Annotated in this window: 11 protein-coding genes; 3 read left to right on the plus strand and 8 right to left on the minus strand. The window is 71.1% G+C overall.

The genetic code is table 11. The annotated features are described in order from the left end of the window. Window positions 1–66 precede the first annotated feature (66 nt). The 3 genes from B7K26_RS09340 to typA form a co-directional block, all read right to left on the minus strand. The gene (locus B7K26_RS09340) at window positions 67–2337 is read right to left on the minus strand and encodes a VanW family protein (RefSeq protein ID WP_084078925.1); all 2271 of its coding nucleotides are present in this window, start codon (window positions 2335–2337) and stop codon (window positions 67–69) included. Beyond that, window positions 2324–2674 (minus strand): hypothetical protein, encoded by a 351-nt coding sequence (locus B7K26_RS09345; protein WP_084078926.1) that lies wholly within the window; start codon window positions 2672–2674, stop codon window positions 2324–2326. The genes B7K26_RS09340 and B7K26_RS09345 overlap by 14 nt, the downstream gene beginning before the upstream one ends. A 153-nt stretch (window positions 2675–2827) precedes the next feature. Then, complete coding sequence (gene typA / locus B7K26_RS09350; RefSeq protein WP_084078927.1) at window positions 2828–4726, minus strand: translational GTPase TypA; 1899 nt, start codon at window positions 4724–4726, stop codon at window positions 2828–2830. Between the two features lie 119 nt (window positions 4727–4845). Between typA and B7K26_RS09355 the strand changes: the two genes are divergently transcribed. Beyond that, window positions 4846–5409 (plus strand): PH domain-containing protein, encoded by a 564-nt coding sequence (locus B7K26_RS09355; RefSeq protein ID WP_084078928.1) that lies wholly within the window; start codon window positions 4846–4848, stop codon window positions 5407–5409. Between the two features lie 6 nt (window positions 5410–5415). Here B7K26_RS09355 and B7K26_RS09360 read toward each other — a convergent pair whose 3' ends face one another. Continuing rightward, the gene (locus B7K26_RS09360) at window positions 5416–6852 is read right to left on the minus strand and encodes a helix-turn-helix transcriptional regulator (protein WP_084078929.1); all 1437 of its coding nucleotides are present in this window, start codon (window positions 6850–6852) and stop codon (window positions 5416–5418) included. Between the two features lie 112 nt (window positions 6853–6964). Here B7K26_RS09360 and B7K26_RS09365 point away from each other — a divergent pair, with 112 nt between their 5' ends. Together B7K26_RS09365 and B7K26_RS09370 are read left to right on the plus strand one after the other, a co-directional pair. Continuing rightward, the gene (locus B7K26_RS09365; RefSeq protein WP_084078930.1) at window positions 6965–8782 is read left to right on the plus strand and encodes a phosphoenolpyruvate carboxykinase (GTP); all 1818 of its coding nucleotides are present in this window, start codon (window positions 6965–6967) and stop codon (window positions 8780–8782) included. An 88-nt stretch (window positions 8783–8870) separates the two neighbouring features. Further along, on the plus strand, window positions 8871–9209 hold the full coding sequence (locus B7K26_RS09370) for a DUF952 domain-containing protein (protein ID WP_084078931.1): 339 nt from the start codon (window positions 8871–8873) through the stop codon (window positions 9207–9209). Between the two features lie 3 nt (window positions 9210–9212). Here the strand turns inward: B7K26_RS09370 and B7K26_RS09375 are convergent, their stop codons facing one another. The 4 genes from B7K26_RS09375 to B7K26_RS09390 form a co-directional block, all read right to left on the minus strand. Next, window positions 9213–9800: a hypothetical protein gene (locus B7K26_RS09375; RefSeq protein WP_084078932.1), complete on the minus strand. Its 588-nt coding sequence runs from the start codon at window positions 9798–9800 to the stop codon at window positions 9213–9215. Further along, entirely contained in the window at window positions 9794–11761 is a 1968-nt protein-coding gene (locus tag B7K26_RS09380) for a glycosyl hydrolase family 18 protein (RefSeq protein ID WP_084078933.1), read from the minus strand. Before B7K26_RS09380 ends, B7K26_RS09375 begins: the two co-directional genes overlap by 7 nt. A gap of 153 nt (window positions 11762–11914) precedes the next feature. Then, a complete protein-coding gene (locus B7K26_RS09385) occupies window positions 11915–14605 on the minus strand; it encodes a glycosyl hydrolase family 18 protein (protein WP_200811071.1) in 2691 nt (896 codons plus the stop codon). 172 nt (window positions 14606–14777) lie between these two features. Beyond that, window positions 14778–17504: a helix-turn-helix transcriptional regulator gene (locus tag B7K26_RS09390; protein ID WP_084078934.1), complete on the minus strand. Its 2727-nt coding sequence runs from the start codon at window positions 17502–17504 to the stop codon at window positions 14778–14780. Window positions 17505–17564 lie beyond the last annotated feature (60 nt).

Here is a 17564-nt window from a genome sequence, read left to right on the forward strand (position 1 = left end):
AGGGGCGTTCGGGGTCGGTTCATCATAGCGCCGGGTGAGGCGCCGCGAGACACCGCGAGCTGGGCGTCAGTCGTCGCTCGAGACGCACTTGATGGCGTCATCGGGCTGGTAGGTCCAGGTGAACGACGTGTCCTTCACGGTCTCGCCCGCGTGCTTGACCACGCGGCGGTTGGTGATGGTGAAACCGTCCTGCCCAGCGCTCTTGGCCTGGCAGTTCGCGCTCGAGACCTCCTTGACGCCGGGCGACTTGACGTTGGTCTTGTCGGAGGCGGAGGTGGTGACGTCGTAGTACTTGGTGGACCAGATGTCCACGTGAAGGCGGCCGCCCTCGACGTAGCTGTTGAGGACAGCCGCGTAGGGGGTGTCATTCGTGAAACGCACGTTGATGGTGGTGCCCCAGATGGTCGACTCGCGTCCCGCCGGGTATCGCGTGAACCACACGGAGTGCGGGCGGAACTGCTCGATCGTGTAGCCCGCGAAGTAGGCGGCGTTGTAGCTGGTGGTCGCCATCTGCGACAGGCCGCCGCCGATGCCGTCGGTCAGCACGCCGTTCACGATCACGTGGGCGTCGGCGTAGCCCTCGGCCTCCGTGATGGGGCTCAGCACGTCGTGGAGGTTGAACTCCTCGCCGGAAAGCACGACCGTGCCCTCGACGTCCGCCGCCGCGGTGCGCAGGTTCTGCGTGCGGACGGGCTCGGCGGTGAGCGGGGTGTCGAAGGAGGCGACGATCTCCTTGAGGTCGCCCACGCCGATGTCATCGCTCGACGTGTCGGGCTCGAGCGCCTTCGTGGGAAGCTCGCCGGCCCGCTGCTGGGTCTGCGCGGCGGCGGTGATCGCGTCGCCCAGCGCGGCACCATCGACCGTGACGCCGTCGGTGCTCTTCTCGGCCTTGAGCTGGTGGCTGGAGGTGAACGTGAAGGACGCGTCCTCCGGCTCGGTCTCGAGATCAGGGTTCTTCTTGACGAGGTCGGCGGCGATGGTCTCGCCGTCGATATCGAGGGCAAGCGTGCCCTCCTGGGTGGTGACCGTCGAATTCTCGGCCACCTGGTCCGCGGTGATGGTCGCGTCTCCGTTGTCGGAGGACAGCGTGACGTCGCCGGCGAGCAGCTGCGAGGAGAGGTCGTCGGCGAAGGACTCGGCAGCCTCGTTGGTGATGGCCGGCGGCTCCACCGTGGCGACCGCCTCGACGGCGGTCGTCGTGGGCCAGCCGTCGCGCACCAGCTCGGCGGTGGCGTCGGCGTCCACGCTGATCGAGTTCTCTCCGGGGTGCGCCACTCCCGCGGTGCCGACGATCTCGACGCTCGCGTCGACAGCGTCGCGATCGAGCTCGGCGGCGCCGTCGGCGACGGCGGAGTCGAGCGCGTCCTCGTCGACGGTGGGGACGGGGTCGATGTGTCCGCCGCCCGTGACGTGCTGCCACAACCGCTCGGGGCGCAGCGTGAACCCGGTGAGGTCCTGGATGGTGGCCTCAGCGTCGATGCCGAGTCCGGCATCGGCCGCGGGCATGCCCACCGACTCACCTTCCGACTCGACCGTCAGCGTGATGTCGGCGGCGCCCAGCTCGTCGGCAGCGCCGTCAATGGCGGCGAGGGCCGCGCCCGTCGACTTGCCGCCGATCTGCACGCCAAGCGTCTCGGTATCGCGGGGCACGGTGCCCGACAGCAGCGCCTGGGCGCCGACGTAGAGGCCGGCGAGCACGATGATGACGATCGGCACCGCGAGCCAGCGCCGTCCACGCTTCTTCGCGTGGGCGCCTCGCTCGCCGGTGGAGGTGGAGGAGCCGCCTGCTGACTCGACTATGGCCTGGGTGCGCACGTCGTCGACAGTAGCGGGCCACGCCGACGCCGGGGCCGACTCGCGCGGGGCGAAGGCCGGGCTCATGACGGCCGTCTCCTCGACGGGGGTGGTGAGCACGGCGGTGTCGTCGGGCGCGGCCTCGGGCTCGTCAGGCGTCGAGGCGGCATCGGCCTCCTGCTCGCTCGCCTTGCGCTCGTCCTCGCGGCGCGCGGCGTTGGCGGCTGCACCGGCGGCGGCCAGGGCGCTCACGCGCGTGACGGCCCTGGAGTCGGGAGTGGCGTCCGGCTCGCTCGGGGTGGCGGCCGATGCCGCTGCGGCACCGAGCTCGGGGTTGTCGCTCTCGGCGGCCAGCCAGGTGGGGGTCGCGAGTTCGGCCGTGGGCGGGTGCTGGGCGGCGGCCTCTGCCGCGGGGCTCGCGTCAGAACGCGCTCCCTTGCCTCGCGTGGCCCGGGAGCGCAGGGCGCGGTGCGCCGCACCCTGGCGGCGGCGCGCGACGCGTGCCTCGGCCTCGAGCCGTGCCGCGTTCTTAGCTTTGGACATCGTTCCCCACCAGCAGCTTCCTGGGCAGCACCGACGCCACCACGATTGCGACCACACCGCCCGCGAGCCAGCCGTAGCCGAGCCCGTCAGCGGCAATCAGGACGGACCCGCCGGGTCCGGCGAGCGTCCACACATACGTCATCAGCGCCCACAGGGTCGCGAACAGGCCGAGGCCGGTCCACGACAGCCACGTGCGCGCGAAGACCGCGGCGAGCAACACCATCAGCACGCTCAGGACGTCCCCGAAGGGCGGGATCGAGCGGTACGCCACCGCCCCCACCGACGCGACCAACAGGCCGGCGACGGCAATGATGACGTAGCCGAGGGAGTCCTTCATGCGGTCCAGAATAGGCGCTGGAGCGCTGACCCCCGCGCCGCCACCCTGGGCGGCCGACGCGCGCATGACGGGGGGCGCCGGACCCGGCGGCCCGCAGACGCGTGTGGCCCCGCCCGGCGAACCGGACGGGGCCACATGAGCGGCTGGGGAAGACTAGCCCTGGCGCTTGGCGCGCGAGGCGGCGCGGCCACGCTCGGTCGCGTCGAGAATCACCTTGCGGATGCGGATGTTCTCCGGCGTCACCTCGACGCACTCGTCGTCGCTGGCGAACTCGAGGGACTCCTCGAGCGTCAGCTGGCGCGGAGGCGTGAGGCGCTCAAGCTCGTCACCCGTGGCGGAACGGATGTTGTTGAGCTTCTTCTCCTTGGTGATGTTGATGTCCATGTCCTCGTTGCGAGAGTTCTCGCCGACGACCATGCCCTCGTAGGTCTCCTCGGTGGGCTTCACGAAGAACGTGCCGCGGTCCTGGAGCGTCAGCAGGGCGTTGGTAGTGACGGCGCCCTGGCGGTCGGCAACGAGCGAGCCGTTGGTGCGGTACTCGATGAGGCCGGCCCACGGGGCGTAACCGTGCGAGAGCGACGAGGCGATGCCCGTGCCGCGGGTCTCGGTGAGGAACGTCGAGCGGAAGCCGATGAGGCCACGCGCGGGAACGATGAACTCCATGCGGACCCAGCCGGTGCCATGGTTCGACATCGACTCCATGCGGCCCTTGCGGCTCGCCATGAGCTGCGTGACGGCGCCGAGGTGCTCCTCGGGAACGTCGATGGTCATGTGCTCCATCGGCTCGTGCTTCTTGCCGTCGATCTCCTTGGTGACGACGACGGGCTTGCCGACGGTGAGCTCGAAGCCCTCGCGGCGCATCTGCTCGACAAGGATGGCCAGCGCGAGCTCGCCGCGGCCCTGGACCTCCCACGCGTCGGGGCGGTCGGTGGGCAGGACGCGCAGCGACACGTTGCCGATGAGCTCCTTGTCGAGGCGGTCCTTGACCTGACGCGCGGTGACCTTCGCGCCCTTGACGCGGCCGGCCAGCGGCGACGTGTTGATACCGATGGTCATCGAGATCGCGGGGTCGTCGACCGTGATGCGCGGCAGCGGGCGCGGGTCGTTGATGTCGGTGAGGGTCTCACCGATGGTGATCTCCTCGATACCGGCGACGGCGACGATGTCACCGGGGCGGGCGACCTCGGCGGGGACGCGCTCGAGACCCTTGGTCTCCAGCAGCTCGGTGATCTTCACGGTCTGGGTCGAGCCGTCGGCGCGGGCCCAGGCGACCTGCTGGCCCTTGCGGAGCTCGCCGTTGAAGACGCGCAGCAGCGCGAGGCGGCCGAGGAACGGCGACGCGTCGAGGTTGGTGACGTGCGCCTGCAGCGGGTGGCCCTCCTCGAAGGCGGGGCCGGGGATGCGCTGCATGATGGTCTGGAACAGCGGCTCGAGGTTCTCCGAGTCGGGCAGCTGGCCGTCGGCGGGCTGGGTCAGCGAGGCGCGCCCGGCCTTGGCCGACGCGTACACGACGGGCACCTCGAGCAGCGAGTCGACGTCGAGGTCGGGGACCTCGTCGGACAGGTCGGACGCGAGGCCCAGCAGCAGGTCGTGGGTCTCCTCGACGACCTCGTCGATGCGGGCGTCGGGGCGGTCAACCTTGTTGACGACGATGATCACGGGCAGTTTCGCGGCGAGGGCCTTGCGCAGCACGAAGCGGGTCTGGGGCAGCGGGCCCTCGGACGCGTCGACGAGCAGCACGACGCCGTCGACCATCGACAGGCCGCGCTCGACCTCGCCACCGAAGTCGGCGTGGCCGGGGGTGTCGATCACGTTGATGGTGACGCCACCCTCGGTCGCCGCCTCACCCGTGTAACGGATGGCGGTGTTCTTCGCGAGGATGGTGATGCCCTTCTCGCGCTCGAGGTCGCCGGAGTCCATCGCGCGCTCCTCGACGTGGGCGTGGTCGCCGTAGGCGCCGCCCTGGACGAGCATGCCGTCCACGAGGGTGGTCTTTCCGTGGTCGACGTGGGCGACGATCGCGACGTTGCGCAAGTCGGAGCGCACAGGCATAGCGGGGTCTCGTTTCGTTGAGGTGGGATGGCGGTCCCGAACGGGACGGACCGGGCCATTGTATAGGGCGCACGTCAGCACGACCGATGCGGTGCCCGCCGCGTGCGACGATGGTCGCCATGGAGATCTATCGCAGCCAGTCGTCGCGCGTGTGGGGTTGGCTGTGCGTGGGAATCGGCGGGACGATCCTGCTGGTCCAGCTCATCGGTTCGGGCCTCGAGCAGATCCACGTCGCGCTCGGCATGGCGCTCGCCTTCGCCGGCATGGGCGCGGCGGCGTTCCTGCGCCCCGCGGTGGCCGTGGGTGACGACCACGTCGAGCTGCGCAACGTGACGCAGACCGTGGTCGTGCCGTTCGCCCGCCTCGACGGCCTCGAGGCTCACTGGTCGCTTGAGCTCGTGGGCGACGACGGCACGAAGGCGGGCTCCTTTGCGGCCCCCGCCCGGTCGGGCCGCGACCGCCTGAAGTCTCCCGACGAGGGGAAGTCGGCGGAGGTCGCGGGCCTCGTCACTGCCGCATGGGACGCCTACCGCTCCCGCCCCACGCCGCTGACCGCTCCCGGCGAGCCGCTGACCGCATCGGCCCCCGCCACCGGACCCGCCTTCACGCGCCGCATCGACTGGGCCGGCGTCGGCTGCCTCGTGGTGGCCGTGGGCGGGCTCGCGCTCGCACTGCTGGGGTAGCGCCCGTCAGGCCTCGAGCCCGGCGTGGGTCTCGAGGAACTCGTACAGCTCGCGGTCGTCCACGCCGGGGTACGTGCCGTGCGGCAGGGGCGCGAACAGGTGGCTGCGCACGCGAGGGCTCGCCCAGCCCTTTCCCTCCCAGCGTTCGGCGAGGCCGTCCTCGGGGCGCCGGCAGCACGCGACGTCCGGGCACGTGGAGCTCGCCCGCAGTTGAGTCTCGCGGCCCCTGAACCACTTGGACTCCCCGTACGGCACGCCCAGCGTGATGGAGAAGTCGTCAGGCGTCCCCGTCCCCGTCTGCGTGGACTCGAAGAAGGTCCCGGCGGGGGTGTCCGTGTATTGGTAGTGCTCGGTGGTGCGGGTCCGGCGCTCGAAGGCGCGGCGCGCGCTCCAATACCTGCACACCACCTCGCCCTCGGTGGAGCCCGTCGCGTCGAGCGGGAGCGGCAGGCCGTCGTTCTCGTACGCGCCAGTAACGGTGCCGTCGCCGTTGACTCTCAGGTAGTGAAGCGTGAGGCCGAGGTGCTCGGTCGCGAGATTGGTGAAGCGCAGCGCCGCTGCCTCGTGGGTGACGCCGAACGCGTCGCGCAGGTCCTCGATCGCGATGTTGCGGTCGCGCTTGGCCTCGGTGAGGAAGGCGACCGAGGCGTCGCGCGGCATGAGGCACGCCGCCGCGTAGTAGCTCGCCTCCCGCCGTTGGCGCAGGAACGCGGCGTAGTCGGCGGGCGGCCGATGCTCGAGCACCTGGTGCGCGATGGCCTGCAGCGTGAGGGAGCGCAGGCCGTGGCCGCCGGGGATCGAGGCCGGCGGGATATAGATGCGGCCGCGCTCCATGTCCACGACGCAGCGCGCGGAGTGCGGGAGGTCGTCAGTGTGGACGATGGTGAGGCCAACGTCGTCGGCCATCTGCGTGACGGTGCGGTGCGTCAGCGCTCCCCCGGTGTGACCCACGCGGGCGGTGGCCTGCTGCGCGAGGAGTTCGATCTCGGGAAGGTAGTTGTCGACGGCGCGCATTTCCAGGCGCTGCTGCGTGTTCGCCTGGCGCGCCTGCTCGGGAGTCGCGATGGACTGGCGCGCGCGCCGGTCGAGTTCGCGATGGAGGCCCACGATGGTGCGCAGCGTCTCGTCCGTCATCGAGCGCGACGGGCGCAGCTGGGGAAGCCCGAGTTCCTGATACGCGGGGGCGGCCTGGGCGTGCTCCAGCTCGATCTCGAGCGCGGCGCGCGGGCTGGGTGGCGCGGGGTCGAGCAGCGTCGCCGCGGTCACGCCGAGCGCGGCGGCGATGGACTCCAGGAGCGACAAGCGAGGCTCGCGCCGCCCGTTCTCGATGAGCGACAGGTGGCTCGGCGCCGTGCCCGTCGCCTCGCTGACCTGGTCGAGGGTCAGCCCGGATTCCGTGCGGAAGTGACGAATGCGACGCCCCAGCGTCGAAAGGTCTGCCATGTTCTTCACGATAGAAGAAGAATCGCCAAACTTCATCCCTTCACTTGTTGCCCGGGACACGTCAGCCGCTCGTAGCGTGAAGACACAGCAAGTCTTTCTCAGGAGGAGTGACATGACCGTGACCGCCGCCGACGTCGTCACCACGGCCCCCGCATCGGCCAGCCCCCAGGTCGTGTCCTGGGTGGAACGCATCGCCCGCCTCACCGAGCCGGAGGAGGTCGTATGGTGCGACGGCTCCGCGGCCGAGCGCCGCCGCCTCATCTCCCGGATGGTCGAGGCCGGCACCCTGATCGCCCTCGACCAGGAGCGCCGGCCCGGCTCCTACCTTGCCCGTTCACACCCCGACGACGTCGCCCGCGTGGAGTCGCGCACCTTCATCTGCTCGGCGGACGCCGCCGACGCCGGCCCCACGAACAACTGGGTGGATCCCGAGGCGATGCGCGCCACCCTCGACCCCCTGTTCACGGGGTCGATGCGCGGGCGCACCATGTACGTGATGCCGTTCTCGATGGGCCCGGTGGGAAGCCCGCTCGCCCGCCTGGGCGTCCAGGTCACCGACTCGCCCTACGTGGTGTTGTCGACGGGCACCATGACGCGCATGGGCTCACAGGCGCTCGCGCAGATCGGCCCGGACACCGAGTGGGTGCCAGCCGTCCACACCGTGGGCGCGCCGCTCGCCCCGGGCGACGAGGACGTGGCGTGGCCCTGCAACGACACCAAGTACATCGTCCACTTCCCCGAGACGCGCGAGATCTGGTCCTTCGGCTCCGCATATGGGGGCAACGCCATCCTCGCCAAGAAGGCGTTCGCGCTGCGCATCGCCTCCGCCATCGGCCGCGACGAGGGCTGGATCGCCGCGCACATGCTGCTGCTCAAGGTCACGAATCCGCGCGGGCGCGTGTTCCACATCGCCGCGGCCTTCCCCAGCGCCTGCGGCAAGACCAACTTTGCGATGCTGCAGCCCTCCATCCCCGACTGGACCGTCGAGACCATCGGCGACGACATCGCGTGGCTCGCGCCGGGCGAGGATGGGCGGCTGCGCGCCATCAACCCCGAGGCGGGCTTCTTCGGCGTGGCGCCCGGCACGGGGGTCGAGACCAACCCCGTCGCGGTGGAGATGCTGGGCGAGGACACGATCTTTACCAACGTCGCCCTCACCGACGACGGCGACGTGTGGTGGGAGGGGCTGACGCCCGAGGCTCCCGGGCACCTCATCGACTGGCGCGGCGAGGACTGGACACCCGACTCCCCCACCCCCGCGGCCCACCCCAATTCGCGTTTCACCGTCTCGGCGGCGCAGTGCTCGACCATCGCGGACACGTGGGACGACCCCGCGGGCGTCCCGCTGGACGCCATCATCTTCGGCGGCCGCCGGGCCTCGAACGTCCCCCTCGTCGCCCAGGCGCGCGACTGGGAGCACGGGGTCTACCTGGGTGCCACCCTCGCGTCCGAGCGCACCGCCGCGGCGGAGGGCACCGTGGGCGAGCTGCGCCGCGACCCCTTCGCGATGCTTCCCTTCTGCGGCACCGACATGGCCGACCACTGGCAGCACTGGCTGGACGTGGGAGCAGGCCTGGGCGACAAGGCGCCAGCGATCTTCCAGGTCAACTGGTTCCGCAAGGGCGCCGACGGCCGGTTCCTGTGGCCCGGGTTCTCCGAGAACGCCCGCGTCTTGGCCTGGATCATCGATCGTGTCGACGGCAGGGCTCACGGCGTCGACTCACCCCACGGCCTCACCCCGGTCGACGGCGCCATCAACTTCGCCGCCGCGGGGGTCAGCCGTGCCGACTGGGACGCGCTGTTCGCCCAGGACCCCGCCGCGCTCGCGGTCGAGGCCGACGACACCGACGCCTTCCTCGCCCGCTTCGGCGCCAAGGTGCCCGCCGCGGTCCGCGAGCAGCACGAGGAGCTGCGCCGGCGCATCGGCTGACCGCCCCGTCTGTGCCCCGGCGGCCCGGCTACGTGTGGATTCCACGGGCCGCCGGGGCCTCGCCGCGTGCGGGTGCCACACTGGCGCCATGACGATCCTGCATGTCACGCGCCGCGCCGACTGGGAGGCCGCCCGAGCGGCGGGCACCTACGAAATCTCGGGCCGCGACCTCAGCCTTGCCGACGAGGGCTTCATCCACTTCTCGTACCCCCACCAGTGCGCCGCCACTGCCGCGCGCATCTGGCCCGATCGCCCCGCCGACCTGGTGGTGCTCGTGGTCGACGAGCAGCGCGCGCGGGCGGCGGGGGTCGAGGTGATTGACGAGGGCGCGTCCGAGCTGTTCCCGCACCTGTACGGCGCCGTCGACCCCGCGTGGGTCGACGAGGTGCGGCCGGCCACCTGGGACGGCGAGGCCTTCACCTGGTGACCACTACGCGGCGCCGCTCCACGTGGCCTCCGCGAGCGCGCGGTCGAGCCCGTCGAGGCCCCACCGGTCGACGATGACGGTGGTCCCGCCCGCACCTGAGGCCACCCACTGACGCTGCTGCACGACGGACTCGGACCCGTCCTGCGCCGCACAGGTGACGTCAAACACCAGGAGCCGCGCCTCGGCGTGGGCCACGGTGACCTGGGCGGTCTCCGTGAGGGTGGCGTCGATGGGTATGCCGGCCTCGTCACCCGGGCACGCGACGCCGTCGTCGAGCACGGCGTCCTCGGCGCCCTCACCCGCGGAGTCTCCCGTGAGGACGACGAAGCCCGGGCAGGGCGCGCCGTCGGCGCACCCGCCCACCGACACTCGCGTCGCGTCACCGTCGACGACGGGCGCCACCCAGTAGGCCTCGGGCTCGAGCGTCATGCTCGCGACCGTCATCGGCGCCGGTGCGGCCGATGCCGTCGCGGCTGCGTCGGCCGCGTCACCCTCGGCGTTGGCGGCAGGGGCGCCCCCGCCGCACCCCGCCGCGAGCACGCTCACGGCGAGGGCGACGGGGAGCGCCCGTGCGATGCGGGAGGTCAGCACGCGCCGAGGTCCTCCCAGCCGTCCCAGGCGGAGGAGCCGGGCGTGACGCCCTGCGTGTACCACTTGGACAGCCAGGCGTGACCGCCGTAGGTGACGGTCTCGCCACCGGTGTAGACGGTGCTCGCGTTCCATGCGGTGGCGCAGACGCCGGGCTCGACCGTGGGCTCGGGCTCCGGCTCGGGCTCGCCCGAGCAGGTTCCGAGGCTCTCCCACGCGCCCCAGGTGGTGCCACCGGGCACCTCGCCGGCGTTGGCGTACCACTTGGCCTTCCAGGTCTGGCCGTCGTAGGTCACGACGGACCCGCCCGGGTAGGCGGCCGATGCCGACCAGGCCTGTCCCGTGCACTCGCCAGTGCCGGGGTCGGTCGTGGCGGACGGCTCGGGCGTCGGCTCCGGGTCCGTGGTCTCCGACGGCTCGGGGGTGGGCTCGGGATCCGTGGTCTCACTCGGCTCGGGGGTGGGCTCGGGATCCGTGGTGGCCGTCGGCTCCGGGTGGGGGTCCGACCCATCGCCCACGGGCCCTGCACTACCGGTACCGAGGTGGTCGATCAGCACCTGAGGCAGTTCGCCCGCGCGGTCACCATCGAGCTCCCAGAACATTCCTCCGCCAAGGCCCTTGGCGCGGATGTAGTCCGCCTTCGCGGCGACCGTCTTGGCGTCATCGATCGACCACCACTGATTGCCGTCGTAGCGCCACGACGCGACGATGTCCTCGTCGTAGTAGGCCGTGCCGAGGTCCTTCAGCTTCGAGTAGTCCTCGTTGCCCGCCTCCCACGTCCCTGGTGCGGCACCGGTCGCGCTGCCCCAGGCATCGGCCGACGTCGCTCCCTTCCAGCCACGCCCGAACTGGGCGAGACCCATGCCGAGTTGGGACGGGTCGATGCCCGCGTCGAGGTACGCCGAGACCGCCTTGTCGACGGAGAACTGCTCGCCCTCCGCACGCGTGTCCGCGGGGTCGTCGTAGAGGTTCGCCTGGTGACCCGTGAGCGACGGGCTCCACGCGCCGTGAAGGTCGTAGCCCTGGACGTTGCCGTAGTCGAGCGACTCGAAGATCCGCGGGTCGTTCCACCCACCGGCCTCGATCACCGCGGGGCTCGCGGGGAGGAAGGCGGACAGGAGGTAGTCGTCGCCGGTCTGCGTGCCGTACGCGTCGAGCTGCTGGCGGAACTCGGCGAGCAGCAGGCGGAAGTTCTCCGCGTCGTTGTCCTCGTCGACCACGTTGCCCACCTCGCCGGCGGTGGATCCGGGCCACTCCCAGTCGATGTCGATGCCGTCGAACACGCCGGCGGCGGCGCCGGTGCCTCCGCGACCGTCGATGACGGGAAGGTTGCCCTTGATGTACAGGTCGACGCAGGAGGACACGAACTTCTCACGTGAGGCCTGCGTGGCCGCGACCGTCGAGAAGTTCTTCGACCAGGTCCAGCCGCCGAGGGAGATCATGACCTTGAGGTCGGGGTTCTTCTCCTTGAGCTGCTTGAGCTGATTGAAGTTGCCCGCGAGCTTCTGGTCCCAGGTGTCGGTGGTGCCGGCGACGGACTCACTCGCGTTGAAGCCGCGGCCGAAGTCCGCCCAGGCGTCACCGGCGCCGTCGGAGCCGGTGGGGCCCGTTCCCTGCGCCTTGTTCGCGATGAAGCAGGTGCCGTCCTGGTAGTGGATGTTGCCGAACGCGTAGTTGAGGTGCGTCAGGTTCTCCGCCGTGCCGGAGTTCTGCACGTCGGCGAGCTTGTAGTTGCGGCCGTAGATGCCCCACTGGGCAAAGTAGCCGACGCTGCGGAAGCCGTTGATCTCGCTGTCGCCATCGTCCGTGCTCTGGGCCTGGGCGGCCAGAGGTGCGGACTGCACCGGGGGTGCGGCGCTGGCGGAGGCGGCAAAGGCCACCGTTCCCGCGAGCGCGAGCGACGCGACCATCGCGCCGAAGCGGCCCCAGGGGGCCCGCCGGGCGGGGCTCGTCGATGAGGTCATGGTGTGTTCCTCTAATGGTTGGGGGGTGTGTGCGGTGCCCCGGTGGTGGCGAGCGTGTGGGTCGCCACCACCGGGAATGCCGACGCCGATGCGCGCTGAGGGATGCGCTCGGCGTTGGCGCCGGGGCGGGTGGCCCCGGACGGTGAGGAGCGGTCAGCAGGCCCCGACGTGGGTCCAGGGGCCGTAGGCGTTGCCGACCACAGGAGCGGAGCCCTGCGTCCAGTGACGGGCAGTGAACTCGTGACCGTCGTAGGACACCAGTTCGCCGCCGAGATACACGGTGGAGGCGCTCCAGGCATCGGCGCTGCAGGTGCCGGGATCCGTGTCGCCGCCGGAGTCGCCCGGGGCTTCGGTGCCGTCGTCGTCCGAGCCGGCGCCTGAGTCGGCCTCGACCACGGTCACCCCGCGGGGGTGGTCGTAGGTGGTCGCGTAGTCGACCCCGTCGATCGTGACGATGAGGTTCGAGAACTGAGCGACGGGAAGCGTCCACTTCAGGGTGTTCGTGATGGATCCGCCCGCGGGGATGCCGCTGCTGGGCACCGTGAATCGGGCGGTGTGGAAGTCGCCGTCGAGGCCGCCCACGTTGTCGCCACGGTGGTCCGACGCCACTGTGGTGGTGCCGTACCCGCTCCAGTCGGACATCTCGCCGGTGTCGGAGGTGCCGTACTGGAACTCGATCATGGCACCCGCCGGGATGTCGACAGTGCCGTGATTGGTGAAGATCACTTTGGGCGCGATGGGGTAGTTGTTGTCGCCCAGCGCGAATTCCGTGTACTCAAGCGACAGGTCGAGCGCCTGTGAGGGCATATCGCGATCCGCGTTCGCCTTGGTCGCCCCATAGGGAGTCGTCGATGACAGGGCGTCGTGCATCTGGGTGACGAGGGTGTCACCCATCTCGAACTGTCGCTTGTCCTGGTTGTACTCGTAGTCGCCGGCAAACTCCCAGATCATGATGCCGCCGAGGCCCTGGCCCGCCACGTAATCGGTCTTGGCGGCGATCGCCTCGCTCGAATCGCCCGAGAGGAACGTCTTGGTGGTCTCGTTCCACCACCACTCGATCTTGGTGGTGGCGTCGAAGTAGCGGACGTAGTCACCCTGGATCTCGGAGGGCACCCCGTAGTCGTCGGTGTAGTCCCCGACGACGCCGTCCTCGAGGTTGAGGGCGTGCCAGATGGGGTTTACTCCTGCAGGGATGGCGATGCCGGCGGGATCGGAGTCGTACCAAAGGTTGTCGATGCCGTCGGCACCGTTGCCGCACTTGCCGCTGGTGCCGGCCGGGCAGGTGTAGCCGGCGGGGGCGGCGGCCGTGCCGCCCAGCCCGTGCCTGCCTCCCACGACGTCCTGGAAGCCGCGCGTGTAGAAAGGCACGCCCAGGTTGATACGGCCGGCCTGCATCGCGCCGCGCCAGTAGTGGGTGGACCAGTCGCCGTTGAGGTAGCCGATGCCCTTGTACGCGCCGTAGATGCCGCCGGCCGCGAGCTCGGGGTCGTCGCCGCCGTCGTACAGTGCACCGTTGCCGCCCACGTACTTGTTCCAGGCGCCGTGCAGGTCGTAGGTCATCATGTTGACGTAGTCCGCGTACTCGGTGATCTGGTTGACCTCCATGCCGCGCAGCAGCCATCCCGACGACGGGACCGCGGTGGTGAGCATGTAGTACTCGCCGTCCTCCGCGCCGGCGCGATCGAGCTCCTCACGGAGCGTCTTCATCAGCGCGACGTAGCCCTCGAAGAGCTCACCGCGACGCGCGTCCGAGAACGCGAAGTCGTCGGGGTTGCCCGCCTGCGCGTTGGACGTCGGGTACTCGTAGTCGATGTCGATGCCGTCGAAGCCGTACTCGCGAATGAAGTCCACGACGGATGCGGCGAAGGTGTCGATCCTCGCCTGCGACTCGGTCAGTGTGTAGAAGCCGCCGTCGGCGACGCGGTTGCCGTCACCGTCGAAGTAGCCGCCCGTCTCGGCCCAGCCACCGACGGCGGGGATGACCTTGACCCCGGGGTTGGCCTCCTTGTACTGGTGGATGAGGTTGAAGTACCCGGTGTACGGGAGCGAGCCGTCCATCTCGGCGCCCGCGACCCCCGGCCAGGTCATATCGGTCGCGGCGTTGCCGGCGACGTCCTCGTTGACGGACACCGTGTTGTCGGGGCCGATGTGCGCGAAGGCGTAGTTGATGTGGGACACCTTGTCCCAGGGGATGTCGCTCGCGAGGTACGAGGGCTGGCCGTTCTTTCCCGTGCGCCACGACGTGAAGTAGCCGATCACGCGGCGTTCGAGATCGTTGGGCAGGATCTCGCGGCCGTCGGTGTCGTACACGTCGCAGTACGGGGTGTCGACGCCCTCGGTGGGCGCCATGCCGTCGGGGCGGCAGATCTCGTCGGGGTTGCCCTCGGGATCGGGCGTCGGCTCGACGGTGGGCTCAGTCGACGGTTCGACGGTGGGCTCGGTCGAGGGTTCGACGGTCGGCTCGACCGTCGGCTCGACGGTGGGTTCGGTCGACGGCTCACCGCTGGGTTCGACGCTGGGTTCGACGCTGGGCTCCACGCTGGGCTCGACGGTCGGCTCTGTCGTCGGCTCGCCGCACGTTCCTTGCGATGCCCACGCGTTCCACGCGGAGGCGCCGGGGACGTCCCAGCTTCCTGGCCACCACTTGGCCTTCCAGTTCTGGCCGTCGTACGACACCACGGAGTCTTGCCGGTAGTCGCCGGTCGAGACCCACGCGGGAGCGCAGTCCTCGGCCGCGGCGCCCGTCGCCGTCGCGGTGACGGCGAGGGCGGCGAGTGAGGCGCCGAGCATCGCGGTCAGGGTCGTGGCCGCGACGGATCGCCGGGCTCGGGGAAGGTGGGCCATGAGACAGTGCCTCGCTCTCTACCGTGACGTCTGCGTCGTCGGGCCACCCGGGGAGGCGGCCGTCGACTCACGGTAGGGACCCCCGTCCCGCCCCTGCCATCGGGGAGTTCCACATTGTTAACCTTCCTGACAAACTCCGCGTACGTGGTATCCCGTACGCAAGTTGTCGAGGTCAGTCGATCGCGGCGCCACCATGCGCGTGCATCACGAGCTCGACGCGCGAGCGCACGCCGACCTTGCGATAGACACGCCCCAGATGCACCTCGACGGTGCGCACGGACATGAAGAGCCGCTCCGCGACGTCGCGGTTGGGGAGGCCCTGCGCCACGAGCGACGCGACCTCGCGCTCCCTTTCGGTGAGGCCTGCACTCCACGCCCCAGGCGGCCGCGACTCGCGCGGCACGGCGGTCTCCACAGGAACCGTCGGCACCGGCTCGATCACGGGGCCGGCCGCGCGGTCCATCGCGGCGGCCGGCGCGGCGACGGAGACCCGCTCCGCCTCGGCGCGCACCATCGGCACCCACGCGCCCGCGCCGGCCTGATCGAAGAGGTCGATCGCCGACATGTAGTGGGCCCGCGCCAGCGACGCTGCGCCCTGGCGGGCGTGCGCCCGCGCCACACTGACAGCCGTGCGCGCGAGCTCGTAGGGCGACCCCACACGCCTCGCCGCGGCGTGGACGGCGTCGAGTCGGCCGGCGACCTCGTCGTGCGGCGCCACCGCGAGCTCGCCGCGCGCGAGCAGCAGGGCCCCGACCCCCGGAGCGAGCGCCCGTGTGCGCAGTCGGAGCCGCTCGAGCGCGTGGCGCGCCTCAGGCAGCATCCCCGCCATCGCCCACTCCTCGGTCGCCTCGAGCCCCGGCATCGCCAGGCCAACGCTGCGCTCACGGACCTCGCGCTCGGACACGATGTCGAGCATCGCCGCCGCATGCTCGTGGCGCCCAGCGAAGGCCACGACCATCGCCCGATCCACGAGTCCCCCCAGGTGGACGGGGGCCAGAGCCCGGCACAGCGAGGTCGACTCCAGCGCCCGCGACACCATGCCGACGCGGCCGTCCCTGGCAATATCGAGACGCCGGGACAAGACGACGGCGAGCCCGGCGAGGACGTGACCAAGGGGCAAGCGCTCGGCGGCCTGGCGCAGGGTCGTCGCGGCGCGGTCCAGGTCTCCCGCGCGCATCTCCACGAGCGCCTGCACCACCCTCAGGTGCGCCTCGACGATCGGCGAGACCACGCGGGCGGGCCCGGCAAACCAGGATGCTCCGGACCGCACGGGGGCGAGGTGCGCAGCGGTGCTCGCGAGCACGCGGGCGGCGGCGTCGCTCTCGTCGCGATGCATGAGGGTCACGGCGCGCGCGACAGCGGTCAGCGCCTCGTCGTCGGCGTGCGCGGATTCCGCGGGAAGGACCGCCATCGCCCCCGACTCCGCGGCGTAGCTCGACAGCCACGCACGCGCCAGTCGCGCCGCGCCGCCGTCTTCGGGAGAGATCTCGCTCGCTCGCTGTGCCATACGCCAGGCATCGGCGGTGGCACCGCGCTCGATATGCAGACACGCGGCGATCGACAAGCCGCGCGCGGCATCGGACCTCACCCGAGCGTCGATGCCCTGGCCCGACTCGACGGCGCGCCACACCCCCTCAAGCATGTCGTCCGGGATGCGTCCGGAGGTGAGGGTCTGCACCAGGGTCGTCGCCACCAAGGTCCGCGCGCGAGCGGCGATATCGCTTCCGGGCGACGCGTGCGGCAGCCACAATTCCGCATCGTGCACGTGGCCCGCGAGGGTCGCGGCGATGCCGGTGACCTCGCACGCCGCGCTACGCGCCGCGCCCGTCGCATGCCCCACCGCCTCGCGTGCCACCGCGTGCGCCCACTCGCAGTCCCCCCACCGCAGGTGCCTCCTCGCGAGTCGAAGGAGCGGCTGAACCACCCCCTCATCGCCCTCGAGCGCCGACAGCGCCCGGTGCCACGCCCCCAACGCGGCGTCGGGATCGTCCACGTAAGCAGACACGAGGCGTGCATGCGCCGCGGTGCGCTCCGCCAGCGTCGCCTCACCGTGAATGAACGCCCTGAGGCGGGGGTCGCGGAAGCGGAACCGCCCCGCCACAAGGGTCAGGTGAGACGCCACGTCGGAGTCGGTCAGGCGCTCGACTGCCACGCCGGACGCCCTCGCCAGCACCTCCACCCGGTCGGACACCATGACGCAGGCCACGAGCAGGATCTCGCGATCCCTGGCAGACAACTCCTCCACGGCGGCGCTCAGCGCCTGGCCGACGGCGGGGACAAGCGGAAGCGGATCCGGGAGCATCGAGGTCCCCGCCAGGTGCTCGGGACGCAGCAGTCGTGCGGTCTGGACGAGGCACGCGGGATTTCCCCGCAACGCCGTCACGAGCCTGCTCGCCACGTGGGGCGCCACGGGCGGACAGCCCGCCTCCGCCAGGACCTCCATCGCACCCGCGGTCTCCACGGCCGGCAACTCACGCACGTCGATTCCGTGGGGCAGGCGGGGCAGGTCGGGGCATCGGGTCGCGGTGGCGAGCACCACCACCCCCAGGTCGCTCGCCGCCAGGGCAAGGAGCCGGTCACCCGCCTCCCGCGGGAGGTCATCGATGTCATCGGCCACGACGACGAGCGTCCGCCCCGCGAGCACGTAGTCCCACTCCGCGATGCCCTCGGACGACAGCGAGGGTGCACCCAACGCCTCGACGAGCAACGAGGACACTCTCGCATCGGCCCCCACCCGGCCGGACTCGCCGCCGGACCAGCGCAGGATGGCGACGCCGTCGCTACGAGGAACAGTCAGGTGCTCGACGATCGCATCGAGCAGCACGCTGCGGCCGATGCCGCGCTCACCCCACCACACGATCGCGCCGCGCGCATCGGCCACAAGAGACACGGCGCGCATGACCTCGGGCTCCCGCAAGAGACCCGCACGTGCCGCCGCGCCTGAGCGCGCCGGCCCTGC

This window comes from Demequina sp. NBRC 110057 (assembly GCF_002090175.1).
In the GTDB taxonomy this organism is placed as follows: domain Bacteria; phylum Actinomycetota; class Actinomycetes; order Actinomycetales; family Demequinaceae; genus Demequina.